This is a genomic window from Bacillus sp. YH3-2-B2 (assembly GCF_053663335.1).
Genome location: NZ_JBSJQE010000002.1, coordinates 539,252 through 556,485, shown reverse-complemented (window position 1 = coordinate 556,485; position 17,234 = coordinate 539,252). Strand labels below are relative to the sequence as shown.

Below are 17,234 nucleotides of genomic sequence, written 5' to 3'. Positions count from 1 at the left end.
TACTTATCTCCTATCTTCCTCCGGTGCCCATACCGTTAATAATTTTATCGAATATTTCATCCTGCATCGTTATGATCCGCGCAGCCGCATTATAAGCGTGCTGAAACTGAATCATATTTGTCATTTCTTCATCTAAAGACACTGCACTGACTGATTGTCTCCGTTCATCGGCTGAAAGGGTGTTGCTTTCAGAGTTGTTCATAAGATTGGCCGCTTTTTGTGAATTAACGCCCAGCTTTCCGATAAGGGATTCATAAAAGTCATTAATTGTAGTGGTTTCACCGTTAATAGTCAGCTTGCTGTTCTGTACGGCTGCAAGATTTGTCGCGTTTGTGCCGTCACTTTTTTCTCCGTTTAACGACGCTGCGATATTATCAGTAGACGCAAGGATTTTGTCACTGACTTTTATTTTCGCTGCCGCACCTTTTGCCGGCACCGCTTCACCGCCGCTGAAATCAAAAAATGCTGCACCCTGTTCGCCTGTATAGGTCTTCCCTTTTTCATGAACTGCATTAAACGCGTCAGCAAAGGATAGCGCCATATTGTCAAGAGCCGTCAGCATTTCAGGATAAAGCCCTTTTTCTTCTCCATTTGACATATAGCCGTATGATTCAATAAGACCTAAAAGTGAGCCTTTTCCGGTAAATGCATCCGCATTGACCGTACTGCTGCCGACTGACACACTCGACACGAGTCCGCTGTCCTTGTCGTAGTTGATTTTCATTTCTGAAACTGTTTTTGTGTTACCGTCGAGCAGCGTACCGAGAGAATTGTTGTTTCCATTCAGCAATTCGACGTTAACCGTGCCCTCAGCAGTCGCCAAGGCATGTCCGCCCGACTTATTATATGAAACTTTTATATTTGCCATAGAAGATAATTGATCAATCAATCTGTCTCTTTGGTCATACAAATCATTAGGGAGCATACCGCTCGGCTCAACTGCCGCTATTTGATTGTTAAGGTCATTCAGCTGATTGAGAATGGAATTGACCTGATCAGCTGTGTTATCCAGGTTCTTTTTAATATCACCCTGAATGTTAGTCAAAGAGGTAGATATATAGTTAAAACTTTCGGCAAGAGATTTCCCCTGCTCCTGCAAAACTGAGCGCGCTCCCGTATTTTCCGGATTCGTCGCCAGATCCTGAAGGGCATTCCAAAACGAACTGAGCGATCCGTTTAATCCGTTATTGTCAAGCTCTTTCATGACGCCTTCCATTTGCGACAATGAATTGGAACGGGCTGTATAGTACCCTAATTTTGTATTTTCAGTTCTGTACTGATAGTCTAAAAAACTGTCTCTGACGCGCTCAACTGAACCGGCTTTTACTCCTGTTCCGATTTGGCCGGCCGTCAGATCACTGTTTTTTGATACTGCGGGATAAGGACTCGTCGATTGTAATGTGACGCGCTGCCTCGTATATCCTTCTGTATTTGCATTTGCAACGTTATTTGAAACTGTGCTCAATGCAGTCTGCTGCGCACTCAATGCACGCCTTGCTGTTTCGAGCCCCATAAAAGTCGATGGCATTGAAAATCCTCCGTTCTAAGCTTTTGAATCGAATAATGTCAAACGGCTGACAGGCTTGCGCGCCGCTTGCGGCTCTTTATAATTCATATTCTCTTTTTCACCCGGCATGATCATATCGAATGCCCCTGAGATGAATTGTAAAGCCTGAATCGTGAGCTGTTTGTTCATCTCATTCACTTCTTTCAGACGGTCAAGAAGCGCAGACAAAGAGTGAAATAACCCTTCAAGCTCCTGTTTTTCACTGCCTGAAGTTCTGGAGATGCATGCAGCAATTGTATTGTCCTCACCACGGCTGAGAAACTGAGAAGTTAACCTGATTCGTTCTTCCTCAGTCTGCCCGATTGCCTGAATATACTTTTGCTCTTTAGTCAATATGTTGGAGAGCTCTTTTGTTTTACCTGCTTTCAGCGCTTCCGTTTTCTCCTCAGACAGCGTGAGCAGATGTTCATGCAGTGCGCAAAGTCGCTTCAGTTGATCAATAATTGGCTTTGCTGACATTGGCTTTCTCCTTTTTATTGCTTTTTATAAAAATTCACTATGTTTTCAGCGATGCTGTTTGAATCTATTTTATATGTTCCGCTCTCTATATCCGCTTTAAGCTGAGCGATTTTTTCCTGACGTGTTTTAGTGACCGCATCTGACGCATTTTGAAGCTCTTTTGCATGAGAAGAAATTTCCACTTTGTCCTTCGGCTTTGCAGCCTCTTTTTGTACGGCTTGCTTTTCGTAATTTTTTTGGTATGGATTAACGGATTGTGTTCCGTACTGATTGATTTTCATAGGATTCCTCTCGCTTTCTGTTCGCAGTCTAATTCTTTTATCGACTGCGTTATCAGTTAGTTTAGGGAATCAGGTGTTTTTGGTATTATAGGCATAGTATGTGTCTTTTGTACTGTTTTTTTCTTTGAATTCAGCGGCTGTTTTTTGGTTCATATGGTCTAATTGCGACTCAATATCTGTCTGACAGGACTTGCAAAATTTCCCTGTCCTGATCGGATTTCCGCACCTTTCGCAAGGATATGCCAAATTTGGAAGCTGGCTGATCTGAATCCTTTTTTGTTTGATAAACTTGAGGATCAGCTCTTCATCCACACCTGTTTCCTCAGTGATCTCCTGCATCGTCGACTGTCTGTTGATCTGCTTTCTCAAAAATTTATAGACGGTTTCAAATGCTTTTTCTTCTTCTTTAATACATGCCTGGCACACGGTCTGCAGGTTCGTTTTAAAAAATAAAGCATTGCATTTTGGACAATTCGCCAATTCACCCATCGTATTAACTCCTATTCCTTCTTTAATCTGCCTTATATTTCTATCAATTATATCGGCAGAAAAAAAGAATGATTTAGCTCCTGATTAAAGTAAAAGAGGAGACCGATGACGCTTTACCCGCTGTCAGCAGGACTTCGGCGGCTTGATGCAGTGTGGCGCCCGTCGTATAAATATCGTCTATTAAGATGACGTTCATACCTTCGGCCGAGTTTTCGGCTGCTGAAAACTTTTTTTCTGCGGAAAGCCTTTCTGTTTTGCTCTTTTTGGATTGTTTTTCATTGTTCAGTCGGATGAGGGGGAAAATGACGGGCATTCCGAGCAGAGAGGCCAGCAGCTCGGATTGATTGAATCCGCGTTCCGCCAGCCGTTCGCCGCTCAGCGGAATAGGGATGAGAGTATGTGTATTTGATGGATATGCCGCTTTAAAGCCGGCAGCAAAGTCACGTTCAAATGCTTGAATGATTTTCGCATCGCCCCTGAATTTAAACCGGGCCAATGAGTCCTTCATCGCATCATTATACAAATATACCGAACGGTTTTGCAGCAGCAAAAAGCGCTTTTCCGTTTTTGATTCCCGGGCCGCACAATCAGCGCATTTTTCATTTGACTCCTGAGGCCTCCCGCATATAGTGCATACGGGGCCTTCAATTTTTTCGAATCGGCTGCTGCATATGGTGCATACCTCTTGCTCGGGCGCCAGAGAAAACAGAGATCTCCAAGTCAATGAACCTGAAATTGGTGAGTCACACAATAAACAATTCAGAGATATTACGCTCCTTCCCGAGTTTCACAGAACTCGCTTGGATTAACCGAAACAATCGCCGCTGATTCAGCCAGAATGACAAGCAGCGCCGTATTTTTCTGTTTATCAACTATCTCTGCTTTTGCATAAGCAACTTTCTTTTTATCTGTAACATATGCCGGCTCAGCCCGGTTTAATGAAAGTGCCAGTACATCATTTTTGCATACCCGGCATGTGCATTTCATATGAAGCTGAGGCATATGGCGGTCGAGAAGTTCCTTTAATATGATTTCTTTAGAATTGACAAGCATGCTGACAGCTCCTCATAGGAAAGTATGAGTATACTGTATCACGTTTTCTGAAATTAACTAGTCCAACAATTTACTTTTTTGTGCCAATTTGTTCATATGTTCTATATGTTTTTTTGCTTTTTTCATTCCGTTTGTCATTCCGAAATGAAACATGACGACATCACCGCTGAAATGTTTATAATGCCTTCCCGTTCTGCCCGCGATCTGTACGAGCGCGCTCTCAGTAAAGATAGGTGCTTCTGCGCCGAGGACACATGTCTGAACTTTGGGTACGGTAACTCCTCTTTCTAAAATCGTAGTCGTTACCAGCAGGTCAAGCCGGCCGTCTCTGAACCGTTTCACTTTATCCTTTCTGAATGTGTCTTCCGCATGCACGCCCTCTGCCCTTACGTTTAATTTCTGAAAATAATCCGTTGTCTTTTTCAATACGTGTACAGACGGAACGAATAAGAAAACCGGCAGCTGTGATTGAAGTTTTTGGCGGACCCAATCCGTTACAGAGCGCGGCAGTTTTCCTTTCTGAAGCTTCTTCTTCCAATTGCCGCACCACAAAAAACGCGGCTCCGGGAGAGGTTTCCGATGATATCTGGCCGGTATTCGAACGCTTTTCAGCAAACCGGCTTCAGCATTCTTTTTTAATGTGTCTGAAGGAGTTGCCGTTACATAAACAAGGGCGCTGTTTTTCTTCCTCGCTTTATCAACAGCGAACCTTAATGTCTCATCGGCTGAAAAAGGAAACGCATCTACTTCATCTATTATCATGACATCAAAAATGTCTCGGTAGCGCATCAGCTGATGAGCGGTTGAAATCATCAGCGGAGTCAAGCGGCCTTTGTCCTCGCTGCCGCCGTACAAAGCAGAAACGTCGACTTTCTCAAATGCTTTTTTCAGCCTCGGCAGCAGTTCAAGTACGACATCTGTGCGCGGAGTCGCGACACAGACGCGCAAACCGTGATTCAGCGCAAACTCGATACCCGGAAACAGCATCTCGGTTTTCCCCGATCCGCAAACCGCCCATACTAACAGCTCTTGTCTCTCTTTTATCGCATCTGTAAGCGCTGCGGCGGCCTGCTTCTGTCCGTCTGTCAGTGTTCCTTCCCAAGAAAGCTTTACAGGCTTCCATCTGTTTTCAGGGGCTTGATTCCAAGAATATAATGATGTCAGTTCATCAGCCCTTCCCATCATGACACAGGCACGGCAATAGGTAATCTGCCTTTTGGCAGAGGGCGCCCAAAATGCCGCAAAGCAGGCTTGATCAGACTGACCGCATCGTTGGCAAACGTAACGGTTTTTCCGGCGGATGATTGACGGCTCGGCCGTTATATATTCTTTTTCTATAAAACGGTTGATGCGATGTTCTGAAAACGGTATCTCAGCTCTCAATAAATGCCGGCCGTAAAAGAAATCCCGCACCTCTGAAAATTCTGAAGCACCTTCGGACATCTCCCTGCCTCCTTTCTGCTCAAAGTATGCCTGCCGGGAATTTTTTTGTCGAATCACGAAAATTTAATAATAAAAAAATCTCCGCCCTTGAAAACGGAGATTTTCACTTAGTTTTTAAAGCACCAGCCGATTCCGATGGCGCCTTCGCCCAAATGGGTTCCGATCACGGCACCGAAATAGCTGTTATAGAATTCGACATGAGGATATTTACCGCTTAACTCCTGTATAATATCCGCCGCTTCTTCTTCCCTGTTTGCATGGATGACAGCGGCCCGCATCGGGATTCCTTTACTTGCATCCTCCCCAAACAGCTCAAAAATTCTCGAAATCGCTTTTTTGCGTGTCCGAATCTTCTCAAAAGGAACAATTACCTTATTGTCAAAATGAAGAATAGGCTTTACCTTTAACAGACCGCCGATAAAAGCCTGAGCACTGCTTAGACGCCCGCCCCGCTGGAGGTGTGATAAATCATCCACCATAAAATACGCACGGACTGTTTTTTTCATTTCTTCCAGCTCTTTTATAATCTCTTCCGGTGAGTCAACACCGTCTTTAATGAGCTGTGCTGCCTTTAATGCATAAAAACCTTGCGCCAAACAGCTGATCTCTGAATCAAAGGGATAAACTTTAATATGATCAACCATAGTGTTTGCCGAGGCGGCGCTGTTATAAGTTCCGCTGATTCCGCTGGACAAATGTATGCTTATGACTGCGTCATATGTTTTGCCCAGTTCTTCGTACAATGCGATTAATTCACCGAAAGAAGGCTGGGACGTAGTCGGCAGCTCATCATGATTTTTTACTTCTTTATAAAAACTTCTCCAGTCGAGTTCTGTTTCTTCGCGAAATGTTTTTTCACCGAAAACCACTTGAAGAGGGATCATATGAATATGATGTTCTTCTCTCATCTCTTTCGGAATATATGCTGTACTGTCTGTTACAACTGCAATCTTCATCACTTTACCTGCCTTATTAAGTACTTAATAAGTATTTTAATAGATATGAAGCAGTAAAAAAAGACTTGCCTATTATGGCAAGTCTTCTCATACATGACTAACGCATCTCTACCCAGCCGTTTTTAATGGCTACGACAACGGCTTGTGTCCGGTCATTAACGTTCATTTTCTGCAAAATATTACTCACGTGATTTTTCACTGTTTTCTCACTGATAAACAATGATTCACCGATTCCGCGGTTGCTTTTTCCGTCTGCAAGCATTTGCAGCACTTCACATTCCCGTCTCGTTAATATATGTAATGGTCTCCGGATTTCCGGGTAAACCTCATGCTGAGGATGAGCAGAAACTCCGCTTGTCGCAAGACGGCGGAATTCGTTGACAAGATTGTGGGTTACTTTCGGGTGAAGGTAAGAACCGCCCTCGGCTACCACTTTCACTGCTTCGATTAAAGTATCTGCGTCCATCTCTTTCAGGAGATAGCCTCTTGCACCTGTTTTTAAAGCATGAGTCACATAGTTTTCATCATCATGGATGGAGAGGATAATCACCTTAGATTCAGGGTACAGCTCAACAAGCTGTTTAGTAGCCTCTACTCCATTTACATTCGGCATATTGATGTCCATTATGACAACATCGGGATGATAATGCTCGACGATTCGAGCCGCCTCATCTCCATCGTCACCTTCTGCTACCACTTCAAAGGTAGGTTCAAAATCCAATATTCTTTTTACACCCTCACGGAATAGTTGATGGTCGTCGATAATAACAATATTTACTTTAGTCACACGCTACGCCTCCTTATCCTATTGTTCTATATACGCCGCTGTTCGGTCAATATGTCTTTTGGCTCTATTTAACAAATTATAGGCCGAGAGATAACGGAACCTTAATCATGATAAATGTCCCAAGACCTATTTTAGAGTCTATCGTTATCGTTCCTTCAAGCAGATCTACTCTTTCTTTCATTCCCAGCAAGCCGAATGACTTGTTTTTCTTTTGTTTAGCATCCTTAATATCAAAGCCTTTTCCGTTGTCCTTAATGATAAGAACGACAAAATCAGCGGTTACTTCCACTTTTACTGTTATTTCCTCTGATTCTGAATGCTTGAGTGCATTTGTGACGGCTTCCTGAGCGAGACGGAAAAGCGCCACTTCAAATTGCGGGGCAAGCCTTTTGTTCTCCGTGTCTCCGATACACTGAAAATGTATTTTCACCTTTCCGTTGTATTCTTCAGTTGTATAAAGATATTTTCTCAGTGTCGGAATCAGCCCGAGATCGTCCAATGCCATCGGTCTTAAATCATATATAATCCTTCTGACTTCGTAAAGGGCATTCCGCACATTCTGCCGAAGATTTCTGATTTCCTGAAATCCGTCCTCCGTGCCGCGGTCGCGGAAGATCCGTTCAATTAATTCCGATCTCATCATGACATTTGCCAGCATCTGCGCGGGACCGTCATGAATTTCTCTGGAAACTCTTTTTCTTTCTTCCTCTTGGGCTTCGATGATTCTTAAGCCGAAATCTTGTTTAGCCTGCGCATCGGCAAGAAGAAGCCCTACTTGGCGAAGGTCTTGATTCAGGTAATTCAGAACGACGGTTATTTGGCTGACCAATGATTCTGACCGTTCAATGATTTCCTGAAGCCCCAAAAGCCGGCGTTCTAAATCATCTCTGCGCTCCCGCAGCTGCTTTTCACGCTGCTGGATCATCGTCAGTTCCACTTGAAGTTTGTGCGCCTTTTCATAGGCGTTGCGAATTTCTTCTTCGCTGAACTTATGGAAATTTCTGCTTACTTCAGACAAGCGGTTTCGTGCGTGCCGCGTATGAACTTCAAGTTTGTCGCCCAGCTCAATGACTTCGTACACCTGCTGTTTGATCTGTTTGAGTTCTTCAACCAGCTGCTCATATTGCTGGCGCGACTGCTCTCCGATTTGAAAAACCTCGTCCTTGCTCCCGTCCACGGTTTTCAGCATTTTCATAAGTATAGAATCCAAAACTTTGGAGTCCATCTTCGATTTATTCATCTGTCTCCCTCCGTAACGGTGTTGTTATGTATTTTTATTATAAATGTAATTGAACTGCAATTTATGTCGAATTATAATGAAAGAATGCGTATATTCTAGAAAAAAACATTTTTATATAGTATCTTACTCTTTCATGATACCAAAATATGCGCAAAAATTCTAAAGTCTGTTCGAATTTGTAGAAACAAGTCTTTTAATGCTTGTCAGGAGGGTCCAGCAATCATGCTGCACAGCTATTTAACTGTTAAAGAAGCGGGTGAACATGAGATTGTGATTGAAAAATCACGTTTTATCTGTCACCTGAGCCGTGCTGCTTCTGAAGAGGAAGCGCAGGAATTTATACAAAAGATAAAAAAACAGCACTGGAATGCGACTCATAACTGCTCAGCTTATCTGATCGGCGAAACCGACCATATACAAAAGGCCAATGATGACGGAGAACCAAGCGGCACAGCCGGCGTCCCCATGCTGGAAGTGCTGAAAAAACGCGGTCTGAAAGATACCTGCGCGGTGGTTACCCGGTATTTCGGCGGAATAAAGCTCGGTGCAGGCGGATTGATTCGTGCATATGGGAAGTCAGTGTCTGAAGGCTTAAATCATATAGGAGTTACGGAGCGGAAGCTGATGCGGATTATGCATACATCAGCGGATTATACGTGGCTCGGCAAGATAGAGAACGAACTGAGAGAATCAGTTTTTTTACTGAAAGATATCCATTATGCGGATCATGTCGAATTTGAAACGTACGTTGAAGAAAAAGACAAAGAAGCGTTTCTAAAATGGATGACAGAACTGACGAACGGCAAGAGTAAGAATACAGAGGGAGAACTGACGTATTTAGAAACAGACGTCAGCCCTAAAGGAGACTAATGTAATGGCTGAACGTGTAAGAGTGCGTGTTCGAAAGAAAAAGAAAAGCAAACGAAAGATCATATTCAAACGGATTTTGCTGCTGCTTACCCTCGTTTTGTTAGTCGCTGCCGGATTTGGCGGATACAAAGTATACAAAACGATTAATGCGGCAGATAATGCATATGATGCCCTTTCCCGCGGAGACAAATCAAAATTGCGGGATAAAGTCATCAATATGAAGAAAAAACCGTTCTCCATTTTGTTTATGGGGATCGAAAATTATGCCACCAGCGGAAAAGGCGGACGATCAGATTCTCTTATTGTCGTTACCCTTGATCCGAGAAATAAAACAATGAAAATGCTGAGTATTCCGCGTGATACGCGGGTGACGCTTGCCGGTGACACAACCGGTAACAAAACAAAAATCAATGCGGCTTTTGCTAAGGGCGGAGCGGATGAAACCGTCTCAACCGTCGAAGACTTATTAGGCATACCGATTGATAAGTATGTCACTGTCGACTTCAATGGCTTTAAGGATGTTATTGATGAGGTAGGCGGGGTCGATGTAAAAGTGCCGTTTGACTTCGACGAGATGAGTGACGTCAGTAAAAAGAAACGGATCTATTTCAAGAAAGGAAACATGCATTTGAACGGTGAGCAGGCTTTGGCTTACGCGCGGATGAGAAAGCAGGATAAGCGCGGAGACTTCGGCCGGAATGACCGCCAAAAGCAAATCTTAAACGCACTGATCGACCAAATGTCAAGAGCTGGAAATATTGCTAAAATCGATAAAATCGCTGAAACAGCGAGCAATAACGTCCAAACAAATATCCGAATCACTGAAGGACTCGCTCTTCAGCAGATTTACAGCGGCTTTACCAGCAAAAAGATTGATACACTGACCATAACAGGATCAGATTTATATTTAGGCGGAACCGCAACTACGCGCGGAACATATTATTTCCAGCCGGATCCAGCCAATCTCGAAAAAGTACGGCAGGAATTGCAGAAGCACCTGGATTACCCGTCCGGAAGCAGCACGGCGTCCGATCCCGCTTCTGACAGCACCGGAACGGACAGTACGACTGATTCGACTTCCGACAGCACGGGAACAGGCGGTACGGCTGATTCGACTTCCGGCAGCACAGGAACAAGCGGCACAACCGATTCAACCAACGGTACTGCAGGTGCAAACGGTACGGACAGCACACAGTCCGGCGGCACAACAGGCTATTAAGAGTAAACCCGATCCTTTGAGCAGGATCGGGTTTTTCTATATAATAAGAGAATAGCAAAAAAGCAGACCATTCGCATGATCTGCTCTTTTTAATTTTTCTTTACCAATCTTTTGTAAAACTTGGTAAATGGTTTAAATTGTTCATTTACTAACCCTGTGACCTCTGCTATGATTTGCATAAATACAATCAATACAAAAATAATAAACAGCGAAAGCCATATGGTCGCACTTTTCAGCAGGATGGCACTGACGCTGAAAATAAAGCCGATTAAATAAATGATAATGACAGCCGTGCGGTGTGACAGCCCGAAGGCCATCAGCCGGTGGTGTATATGTGACTTATCAGGCGCTGAGATCGGCTGTTTGTTTAAAATCCGCCTGATGACGGCGAATGTCGTATCAAAAATCGGCACGCCCAAAATGATGATCGGAATGATGATACTGAATAAAGTAACACTTTTATAAAGACCTAATAATGAGAGTACTGAGATGACGTATCCGAGAAAGAGCGATCCGGTATCTCCCATAAATATCTTTGCCGGGTGAAAATTATAAAATAAAAATCCGAGTGTGCTTCCTATCACGACAAGTGAAAGTGACAGAATAAGGATTTTCCCTCCGGATAACGCCATAACGGCGATAGTGGAGAGTCCGATGACCGACAGGCCGGCAGCGAGTCCGTCCAAACCGTCAATCAGGTTCATCGCATTCGTAATACCGACGATCCATAACACAGTCAGCGGGTAAGCGACCCATCCCAATTCTAAACGTTCCGTTAAAAACGGTACGGAGAAAAAGTCCATTTTCAGTCCCGTGCTCACAATCATAATGGCCACGGCCAGCTGGACGAAAAACTTTACCTTTGCGCTTAATTGGTATTTATCATCAAGGATCCCTAAAATAACAATAATAAACGCACCCACCGTAATGGCGGTCATTTTCGTTTCATTATATATGCCGGCCGCGAGCACACCCGCCGCTACGCCGATAAAGATGGCCAAGCCGCCCATACGGGGCATTATTTTATCATGTACTTTTCGGTTGCTGGGCTGGTCAACTGCACCTATTTTGATCGCAATTTTTTTTACGATAGGAGTTAGGATTAAAACCGTTAGCAGAGAGACAAAAAACGCAACAACTATGCGAAACATGCGTTCGTCAAGCATAAAGAAGTCTCCTTTGGAATTATATGAAGTCTTTTCTGATATTGAACCGTTCCTTCCATTATAATTCTTACTAGTTATTATAACAAGCATCATCAAAAAGAAACACGCAAATCAAAAAATGCGCTTTCCCTTTTAATGGGATTGCGCATTTTTCAATATACCCGTGCATTCGAGCATTCGGCCGAATAAAACATTCCAATCTCGTCTCCGGGCCAATTCACGGCGCAAAGCCTCGTATGATCCGCGGCGGTCCGCTGCCAGAAGCGCTTCGCAGGCCGCGATGAAATCTGCGGGGTCGCTCCCTTCAACGTATTCATAAACGTAAGGCCTTTTGATTTTTGACGTAGAAGAAAGGTTGCAGCCGACAACCGGTTTCCCGGCGGCTAAAAATTCAAAAAGCTTAAGCGGAAATACCGCGTCATTATAAGGTGAATTTTTATACGGCATGATGCCGATGTCGACAAGCTGCATATAGGACGGCACTTCATTCGGCGCGGCAGGTCCCGTCCAGATGACATTCGGGCGTTCCAGAAGCGACTCGAAATCCGGATCGTCCTGAGCCGTGTTCGGGCCCACCAATAAAATCGTCCAGTCAGGCCGCACATCTGCCGTTTCCGCCATAAGCGCAAAATCGAGCTTCGGTTTGATTCCGCCGATAAAACCGAGAACCGTTCCGTTTCTTCCCCGTAAAATGTCTTCATCCGGCTGTTTATTTTCCCGTGAAAACAGGTCATATTCCACTCCGTTTTCAATGGTGAACACTTTCTGGTGCGGGTTCTCCAGCTTTTTTCCGACCTCCCGGTGCAGACAGTCAGATGTGCAGGTGATGGAATCAGCACGCTGAATGATTCTCATTTCCGCCTGTTTAATGATGTTTCTTCTTACATTTGACAGCACACCGGCCCGGCCGCTGATCGGAGCGGCCCACAGATCACTGCAATCGTAAATCACTTCATCCCAAGGAAACAGATCTGCCAGAAGCGGAAAACCGGGGAAGGTGTACCATAAGCAGCAGCGGGCCCCTTCTCCTTCTTCCTTCAGCATGTGCAACAATGGTGAAAGTTTATGCCTGTAACACATGTCTGTATACCTGCCGAAACGGAATGCTTTTTGCTGCATGAGATCCTTTACAGTGAACTGCCGGATTCCCTCGGCGATCCCGGCCGTCTGACCATCATTGGCTCGCGGGGACGGGCATACCCAAATGACGCTTTTCGTTTCTTTTTGCCGGGAAAGAAATTCAGCCAGCCGGTGCCGTCTGTATCTCAGCCGGTCATGCCCCCATTCCGCCGCTCCGACGATTACGTGAATAATCGGTTCCACCTTCATCACCTAGCTCCTCTGACGCCTACAGTCTTTTCAAGACCGCGTTTTTCGCATATTGCATAAAACACCACGAAGCCTTGATAAAATGCAGGCGCTCAATTTCTCTATAAACAAACCACGTTTTTTTTGCGGCTTTCCACTTGTTGCTTGAAATCGAATTCTGCACAAGCCTGTATTCTGAAAGGCACTCATTCAGGCCGTAAGCCGTAAATCCCCTTTTCAGCAGGGAAAGCCATGTCGCTAAATCCTGCCGCGTTCTGATATCAGGCATTTGAATCTGCCCCGTCTGCTCTCTGTCAATCATGACCGTTAAACATCCGATAATCGTGTTTTTTAAAGCTTCATCATATGACAGGCTTTCAGGGGCTTGAATCGTTTTGTCCGTCGGCGTTCCGTCCTGCTCCATGACGCTGTAGCCCGTAAATGAAAAAGCGCAGGAACGCTCCGCCATAAACGCAAGCTGTTTTTGAAGCTTTTCCTTTTTCCATCTGTCATCGCTGTCCAGAAATGCGACATAACGGCCCTTGGCATGTTTAAGGGCTGTATTTCTGGCAGCCGCGGCTCCCCCGTTTTTATCTAAATAAACGACGCGGATCCGCTCATCTTTTTGTTCATATTGCCGTAAAATATCTCTCGTTCCGTCCGTTGAACAATCATCCGCGATAATCATTTCCCAATGCGGGTGGCTTTGATGTAAAACGGACTGAATCGTGTCTTCGATATATTCACTTGCGTTATAAGACGGTGTAATGACAGATACGAAAGGTTTCCAGTTTGTCATGGTCACATCTCCATCGCAGATTTTTACAAGGACTCTCTAAAAAACTCCGGAATGACAATGAACATAAAGGCAACTGCAATGCCGATTAAAACGCCCAGAACCGCTTTCTTTTTCGGCGGCATGCCTTGTCCCGCCGTTTCATTCATCGGCTCTGAATTGATGACGCCGGCCGCTTTCAGGTTCAGCTGCGTATTTTTCAATTCGTATAAAAATCGTTCCTTATCCACTTTGGCGTCCGCGCTGACGGTTTCTCCTTCAAGCGCAGCAATACTCTGCCGCACTACTTTTGCCCGTTTTTCAAACAGGTCCTGATCATTCTTCAGAAAAGTTGTTATGACGGCTTGAAACACCGATTCGGTCTCCTGTTTGTTTTGGCCGCTGTAGCTGACCGTGATCAATGAATCTGATTGTGTTTCGACAGTCAGTTTACTTTTCACGGCCGCTCTTTCTTCGTCTGTTTTATCAGGCAGAGCCTGCTTTAAAAAGGCATCGCTCGTCAAAAGGAGCGGGATTTCTTTTGTATTGTTATAAAGCGGATGATCATAATTTCCCGCGGCGATCGCGGCTTCTGATGTAAAACTGCTGTTTCCGCTGATTTTTGACGGCAATACATATCCCGCCGCCCCTAACACAACGGGCAGCGCAATGATCCAAATGATATTCTTTTTGATACGCCGGGTTATTCTTGTCAACATATCCTTCATCTCGCATCTCCCTGTTTTTCATAGTACGCCGTGGCGGCAGACTCCTTTTGTAAACGCCTCAATATATTGACCGCCGCGATCACGAGCGAGAGAAATACCCAGTGGAAAAATAAATTTGATACGGAGCTTGGGCTGATGCTGCTTACCAAAAAACCGGCCATCGCCGTGATAAGTCCTTCTGTGATCAGTCTTGACTGATTTTCCGATTTTCTTTCATGACATTTATAAAGTGTCCAAAAAAGGAACAAATAGACTGTCAGGTAACCGAGCATCGTAAGCACGCCGAAGTTCGCCATAATCTCGACGAGCCAGTTGTGCACCTCAACTACGCCGCCCGTATCATAAACAGGCTCCGCTTTTAAATAGTAAGAGACGTTTCCGGCACCCACTCCGAACCCCCAGGAATCAATCACATAGTGAAAGGCGTTCTTTAAAAGATTCGCCCTCGCGAGGTTGGAAGGAAGCGGCTGCTGTCCCGGCATCGCCTGCGGAGCTGAAAACAGATTCAAGACGGCATTGGTGATACGGCCCGCAAATAAAACCGCAAACAGCGCAGCACCCGCTCCCGCAGCGTACAGCGCGAATTTTTTCAACACGGAAGGCAGCAGGATGAAGACGTATACAGCCGCCCCCGCGCATATGCCCAGCAGACTCGCGCGCGAACCGGTCAAAATGATTAAATACAAAGCGCAGATCGCAAAGAGCAGGCTGACGGCCTTCACATAGCCGTTTTTCATATTTTTCACCGCCGCCGCATACAGAAAGAAACTGATGCACAAAAACGTCGCGAAATCATTTTGATTAAAGAAAACGGACGTCGGATAATGCTGTTTGTACTGCGGGCCGTTATAAAGCGTGGAGCTCGGCAGATGGTTGTGTGTAAAATGGTTGTAAAAGCCGATCGCCATCACAAAAATGGTCATCCCAAGCCATATGCCGTAAAAAACCATCAGCTGATCAAAGCGCTGAATGAACATGACAATAAGATAAATCAAAAACATGCCCATTCCCATTAAAGCTAAATATTTAATCCCGTACGTCACGGACTTTGCCCACAATAACGATAGGAGACCGTATGTAAACCATAAGGCGAAAAACATCAGAACCCCTTTTACATTCACCCGATTCCATCTGTCAATATGATGACGGTTTGTCAGGATGCCGGCGATGTGAAGGGCGCCCGCTCCGATTAATAACAGCCGGTATATAAATAAGCTGAAAAATCCGAGATGAACCGCAAAGAAGGCCTGGTTTAAAAATGTACACGCGATCAGTATATAAATGAGCGCCATAAACATCTGACCGTTTGTTGTAAAGGCGGATAGCAAAGCAAGTCCGGCAATGCCGATCATGGCGGCAAGCAGCAGCACGGTGATTTTTCCGAAGCCGGCATCCGCCCTGACCGCCCCCAGCATGATGCATCCTCCTGTAATGACAGCGGCAAGCAGCACAAGAACATGTGCCGCTGAACGTTTGATACTCACATGGCAAACCCCTTTCCAAAACCGGCAGCCGAGCCGGACTGCCGAGAGCCTGAAAACAAATCTTTTTCTATCTTGCCAGTTCTTTTATTTGCCGATCGGCATGAACCGCCGGACGTCCGACGGAATGATAAGTGAATCCTGAAACCCTCATATACTCCAACGGAAACATATTTCTGCCGTCAATGATGACCGGCTGTTTGAGCAGCTGCTTCACTCTCTGAAGATCCATCTCCTTGACTTCCGGCCAATCTGTTGCAATCAGGCATGCGTCCGCGTTTTTGATGGCACTGTACATCTCTGTGTGATATTCAATGCCGCCTTCTCCTAATATCGCTGACGCTTCGGGAATCGCGATCGGATCATACGCTTTCACGTGAGCGCCCTGCTCTTTAAGACTTGTGATGATATCAAGAGCCGGGGCGGAGCGGACGTCATTTGTATGCGGTTTAAAGGCCAGTCCCAGTACGGCCACGGTTTTCCCTTTTAAGGGACCGATGGCGCGGTTCAATTTTTCCGTAATACGGACCCGCTGCTTCTGATTGGTTTCAATGACGGCTTCCATCATTTCAAACGGATAGCCGGCGGCGTTTGCGATATGCAATAAAGCCGTTGTATCCTTCGGAAAGCAGGATCCGCCGAATCCGATGCCCGCCTGCAGAAATTTATTCCCGATCCGGCTGTCAAGGCCGACGCCTTCTGACACGTGAGAAATGTCCGCCCCGACACGTTCGCAAATATTGGCGATATCGTTAATAAAAGATATTTTGGCGGCTAAAAAAGCATTTGCGGCATACTTAATCATTTCCGCGCTTTCAAGATTGGTCTTTACGATCTTCGTACGGAACGGCTTATGAAGCTCTTCAATGACTGAAGCGGCATGTTCGCTTGTGGCGCCGATAACCGCTCGCTCCATCTGCATCGTATCCCGCACCGCCGAACCTTCGCGGAGGAATTCAGGATTTGACGCGACATCAAACGGATATTTTCCCTTTGACGCTTCGCTGACGATTTGGTAAACGAGCTTTCCCGTCCCGACCGGAACAGTGCTTTTGGTGACAATGATTTTGTATCCGTTCAGCTGTTCTCCGATTGTTTGCGCCGCTGCCTTAATGTAGGTCAGATCGGCTTCACCCGTCTTTGACATCGGCGTACCGACGGCGATATAGATGATATCAGCGGCTTTCACAGCCGGCTCAATATCGGCCGTAAAGGATAACCGCCCGGCACTGACATTTTTTTCGGCTAATTCCTCAAGCCCCGGTTCATATATCGGGATGACTCCGTTTTGCAAGCTTCTGATTTTCGCTTCATTGATGTCACAGCAAGTCACATGATGGCCGATTTCCGCAAAACAAGTTCCAGATACAAGACCTACATACCCTGTTCCTAATACAGCGATTTTTTTCACA

18 protein-coding genes are annotated in these 17,234 nt (G+C 45.3%); 2 read left to right on the top strand and 16 right to left on the bottom strand.

Going from position 1 to position 17,234, the window contains the following annotated elements:
* Nucleotides 1-10: 10 nt before the first annotated feature.
* The 10 genes from flgK to degS all read right to left on the bottom strand — a co-directional run bounded on the left by flgK (nucleotide 11) and on the right by degS (nucleotide 8,275).
* Nucleotides 11-1,528: a flagellar hook-associated protein FlgK gene (flgK, locus tag ACWJJX_RS07760; RefSeq protein ID WP_015387629.1), complete on the bottom strand. Its 1,518-nt coding sequence runs from the start codon at nucleotides 1,526-1,528 to the stop codon at nucleotides 11-13.
* A gap of 15 nt (nucleotides 1,529-1,543) precedes the next feature.
* Nucleotides 1,544-2,026 carry a flagellar protein FlgN gene (locus ACWJJX_RS07755; protein ID WP_003151394.1) on the bottom strand — a complete coding sequence of 161 codons (483 nt, stop codon included), beginning with the start codon at nucleotides 2,024-2,026 and terminating at the stop codon, nucleotides 1,544-1,546.
* Nucleotides 2,027-2,040: 14 nt separating this feature from the next.
* Nucleotides 2,041-2,307: a flagellar biosynthesis anti-sigma factor FlgM gene (gene flgM / locus ACWJJX_RS07750; protein WP_003151393.1), complete on the bottom strand. Its 267-nt coding sequence runs from the start codon at nucleotides 2,305-2,307 to the stop codon at nucleotides 2,041-2,043.
* Nucleotides 2,308-2,376: 69 nt separating this feature from the next.
* Entirely contained in the window at nucleotides 2,377-2,796 is a 420-nt protein-coding gene (locus ACWJJX_RS07745) for a TIGR03826 family flagellar region protein (protein ID WP_173612792.1), read from the bottom strand.
* Nucleotides 2,797-2,869: 73 nt separating this feature from the next.
* Nucleotides 2,870-3,559 (bottom strand): phosphoribosyltransferase family protein, encoded by a 690-nt coding sequence (locus tag ACWJJX_RS07740; protein WP_217365449.1) that lies wholly within the window; start codon nucleotides 3,557-3,559, stop codon nucleotides 2,870-2,872.
* A gap of 5 nt (nucleotides 3,560-3,564) precedes the next feature.
* Nucleotides 3,565-3,849, bottom strand: a complete 285-nt coding sequence (locus ACWJJX_RS07735) for a late competence development ComFB family protein (RefSeq protein WP_017418816.1) — start codon at nucleotides 3,847-3,849, stop codon at nucleotides 3,565-3,567.
* 57 nt (nucleotides 3,850-3,906) lie between these two features.
* The gene (locus ACWJJX_RS07730; protein WP_109955204.1) at nucleotides 3,907-5,292 is read right to left on the bottom strand and encodes a DEAD/DEAH box helicase; all 1,386 of its coding nucleotides are present in this window, start codon (nucleotides 5,290-5,292) and stop codon (nucleotides 3,907-3,909) included.
* Nucleotides 5,293-5,399: 107 nt separating this feature from the next.
* Entirely contained in the window at nucleotides 5,400-6,248 is an 849-nt protein-coding gene (locus ACWJJX_RS07725; RefSeq protein WP_003151387.1) for a DegV family protein, read from the bottom strand.
* Nucleotides 6,249-6,345: 97 nt separating this feature from the next.
* A complete protein-coding gene (gene degU, locus ACWJJX_RS07720; protein ID WP_003219701.1) occupies nucleotides 6,346-7,035 on the bottom strand; it encodes a two-component system response regulator DegU in 690 nt (229 codons plus the stop codon).
* A 76-nt stretch (nucleotides 7,036-7,111) separates the two neighbouring features.
* Complete coding sequence (gene degS, locus ACWJJX_RS07715; RefSeq protein ID WP_003151385.1) at nucleotides 7,112-8,275, bottom strand: two-component sensor histidine kinase DegS; 1,164 nt, start codon at nucleotides 8,273-8,275, stop codon at nucleotides 7,112-7,114.
* Nucleotides 8,276-8,497: 222 nt separating this feature from the next.
* Between degS and ACWJJX_RS07710 the strand changes: the two genes are divergently transcribed.
* Together ACWJJX_RS07710 and ACWJJX_RS07705 are read left to right on the top strand one after the other, a co-directional pair.
* Nucleotides 8,498-9,145 carry a YigZ family protein gene (locus ACWJJX_RS07710; RefSeq protein WP_060657503.1) on the top strand — a complete coding sequence of 216 codons (648 nt, stop codon included), beginning with the start codon at nucleotides 8,498-8,500 and terminating at the stop codon, nucleotides 9,143-9,145.
* Nucleotides 9,146-9,149: 4 nt separating this feature from the next.
* Nucleotides 9,150-10,364 (top strand): LCP family protein, encoded by a 1,215-nt coding sequence (locus tag ACWJJX_RS07705; RefSeq protein ID WP_070082459.1) that lies wholly within the window; start codon nucleotides 9,150-9,152, stop codon nucleotides 10,362-10,364.
* A gap of 89 nt (nucleotides 10,365-10,453) precedes the next feature.
* Here ACWJJX_RS07705 and ACWJJX_RS07700 read toward each other — a convergent pair whose 3' ends face one another.
* From ACWJJX_RS07700 to tuaD, 6 genes are all read right to left on the bottom strand, one after another.
* On the bottom strand, nucleotides 10,454-11,530 hold the full coding sequence (locus ACWJJX_RS07700) for a glycosyltransferase family 4 protein (RefSeq protein WP_003151382.1): 1,077 nt from the start codon (nucleotides 11,528-11,530) through the stop codon (nucleotides 10,454-10,456).
* Between the two features lie 132 nt (nucleotides 11,531-11,662).
* Nucleotides 11,663-12,859 (bottom strand): teichuronic acid biosynthesis protein TuaH, encoded by a 1,197-nt coding sequence (tuaH, locus tag ACWJJX_RS07695; RefSeq protein ID WP_094247452.1) that lies wholly within the window; start codon nucleotides 12,857-12,859, stop codon nucleotides 11,663-11,665.
* A 19-nt stretch (nucleotides 12,860-12,878) separates the two neighbouring features.
* Entirely contained in the window at nucleotides 12,879-13,637 is a 759-nt protein-coding gene (tuaG, locus tag ACWJJX_RS07690) for a teichuronic acid biosynthesis protein TuaG (RefSeq protein ID WP_003151380.1), read from the bottom strand.
* A 23-nt stretch (nucleotides 13,638-13,660) separates the two neighbouring features.
* Nucleotides 13,661-14,341, bottom strand: a complete 681-nt coding sequence (tuaF, locus tag ACWJJX_RS07685; RefSeq protein WP_015387623.1) for a teichuronic acid biosynthesis protein TuaF — start codon at nucleotides 14,339-14,341, stop codon at nucleotides 13,661-13,663.
* The gene (tuaE, locus tag ACWJJX_RS07680; RefSeq protein ID WP_326375206.1) at nucleotides 14,338-15,825 is read right to left on the bottom strand and encodes a teichuronic acid biosynthesis protein TuaE; all 1,488 of its coding nucleotides are present in this window, start codon (nucleotides 15,823-15,825) and stop codon (nucleotides 14,338-14,340) included. Before tuaE ends, tuaF begins: the two co-directional genes overlap by 4 nt.
* Nucleotides 15,826-15,892: 67 nt before the next feature.
* On the bottom strand, nucleotides 15,893-17,233 hold the full coding sequence (gene tuaD / locus ACWJJX_RS07675) for a UDP-glucose 6-dehydrogenase TuaD (RefSeq protein ID WP_182068998.1): 1,341 nt from the start codon (nucleotides 17,231-17,233) through the stop codon (nucleotides 15,893-15,895).
* Between the last annotated feature and the right edge of the window lies 1 nt (nucleotide 17,234).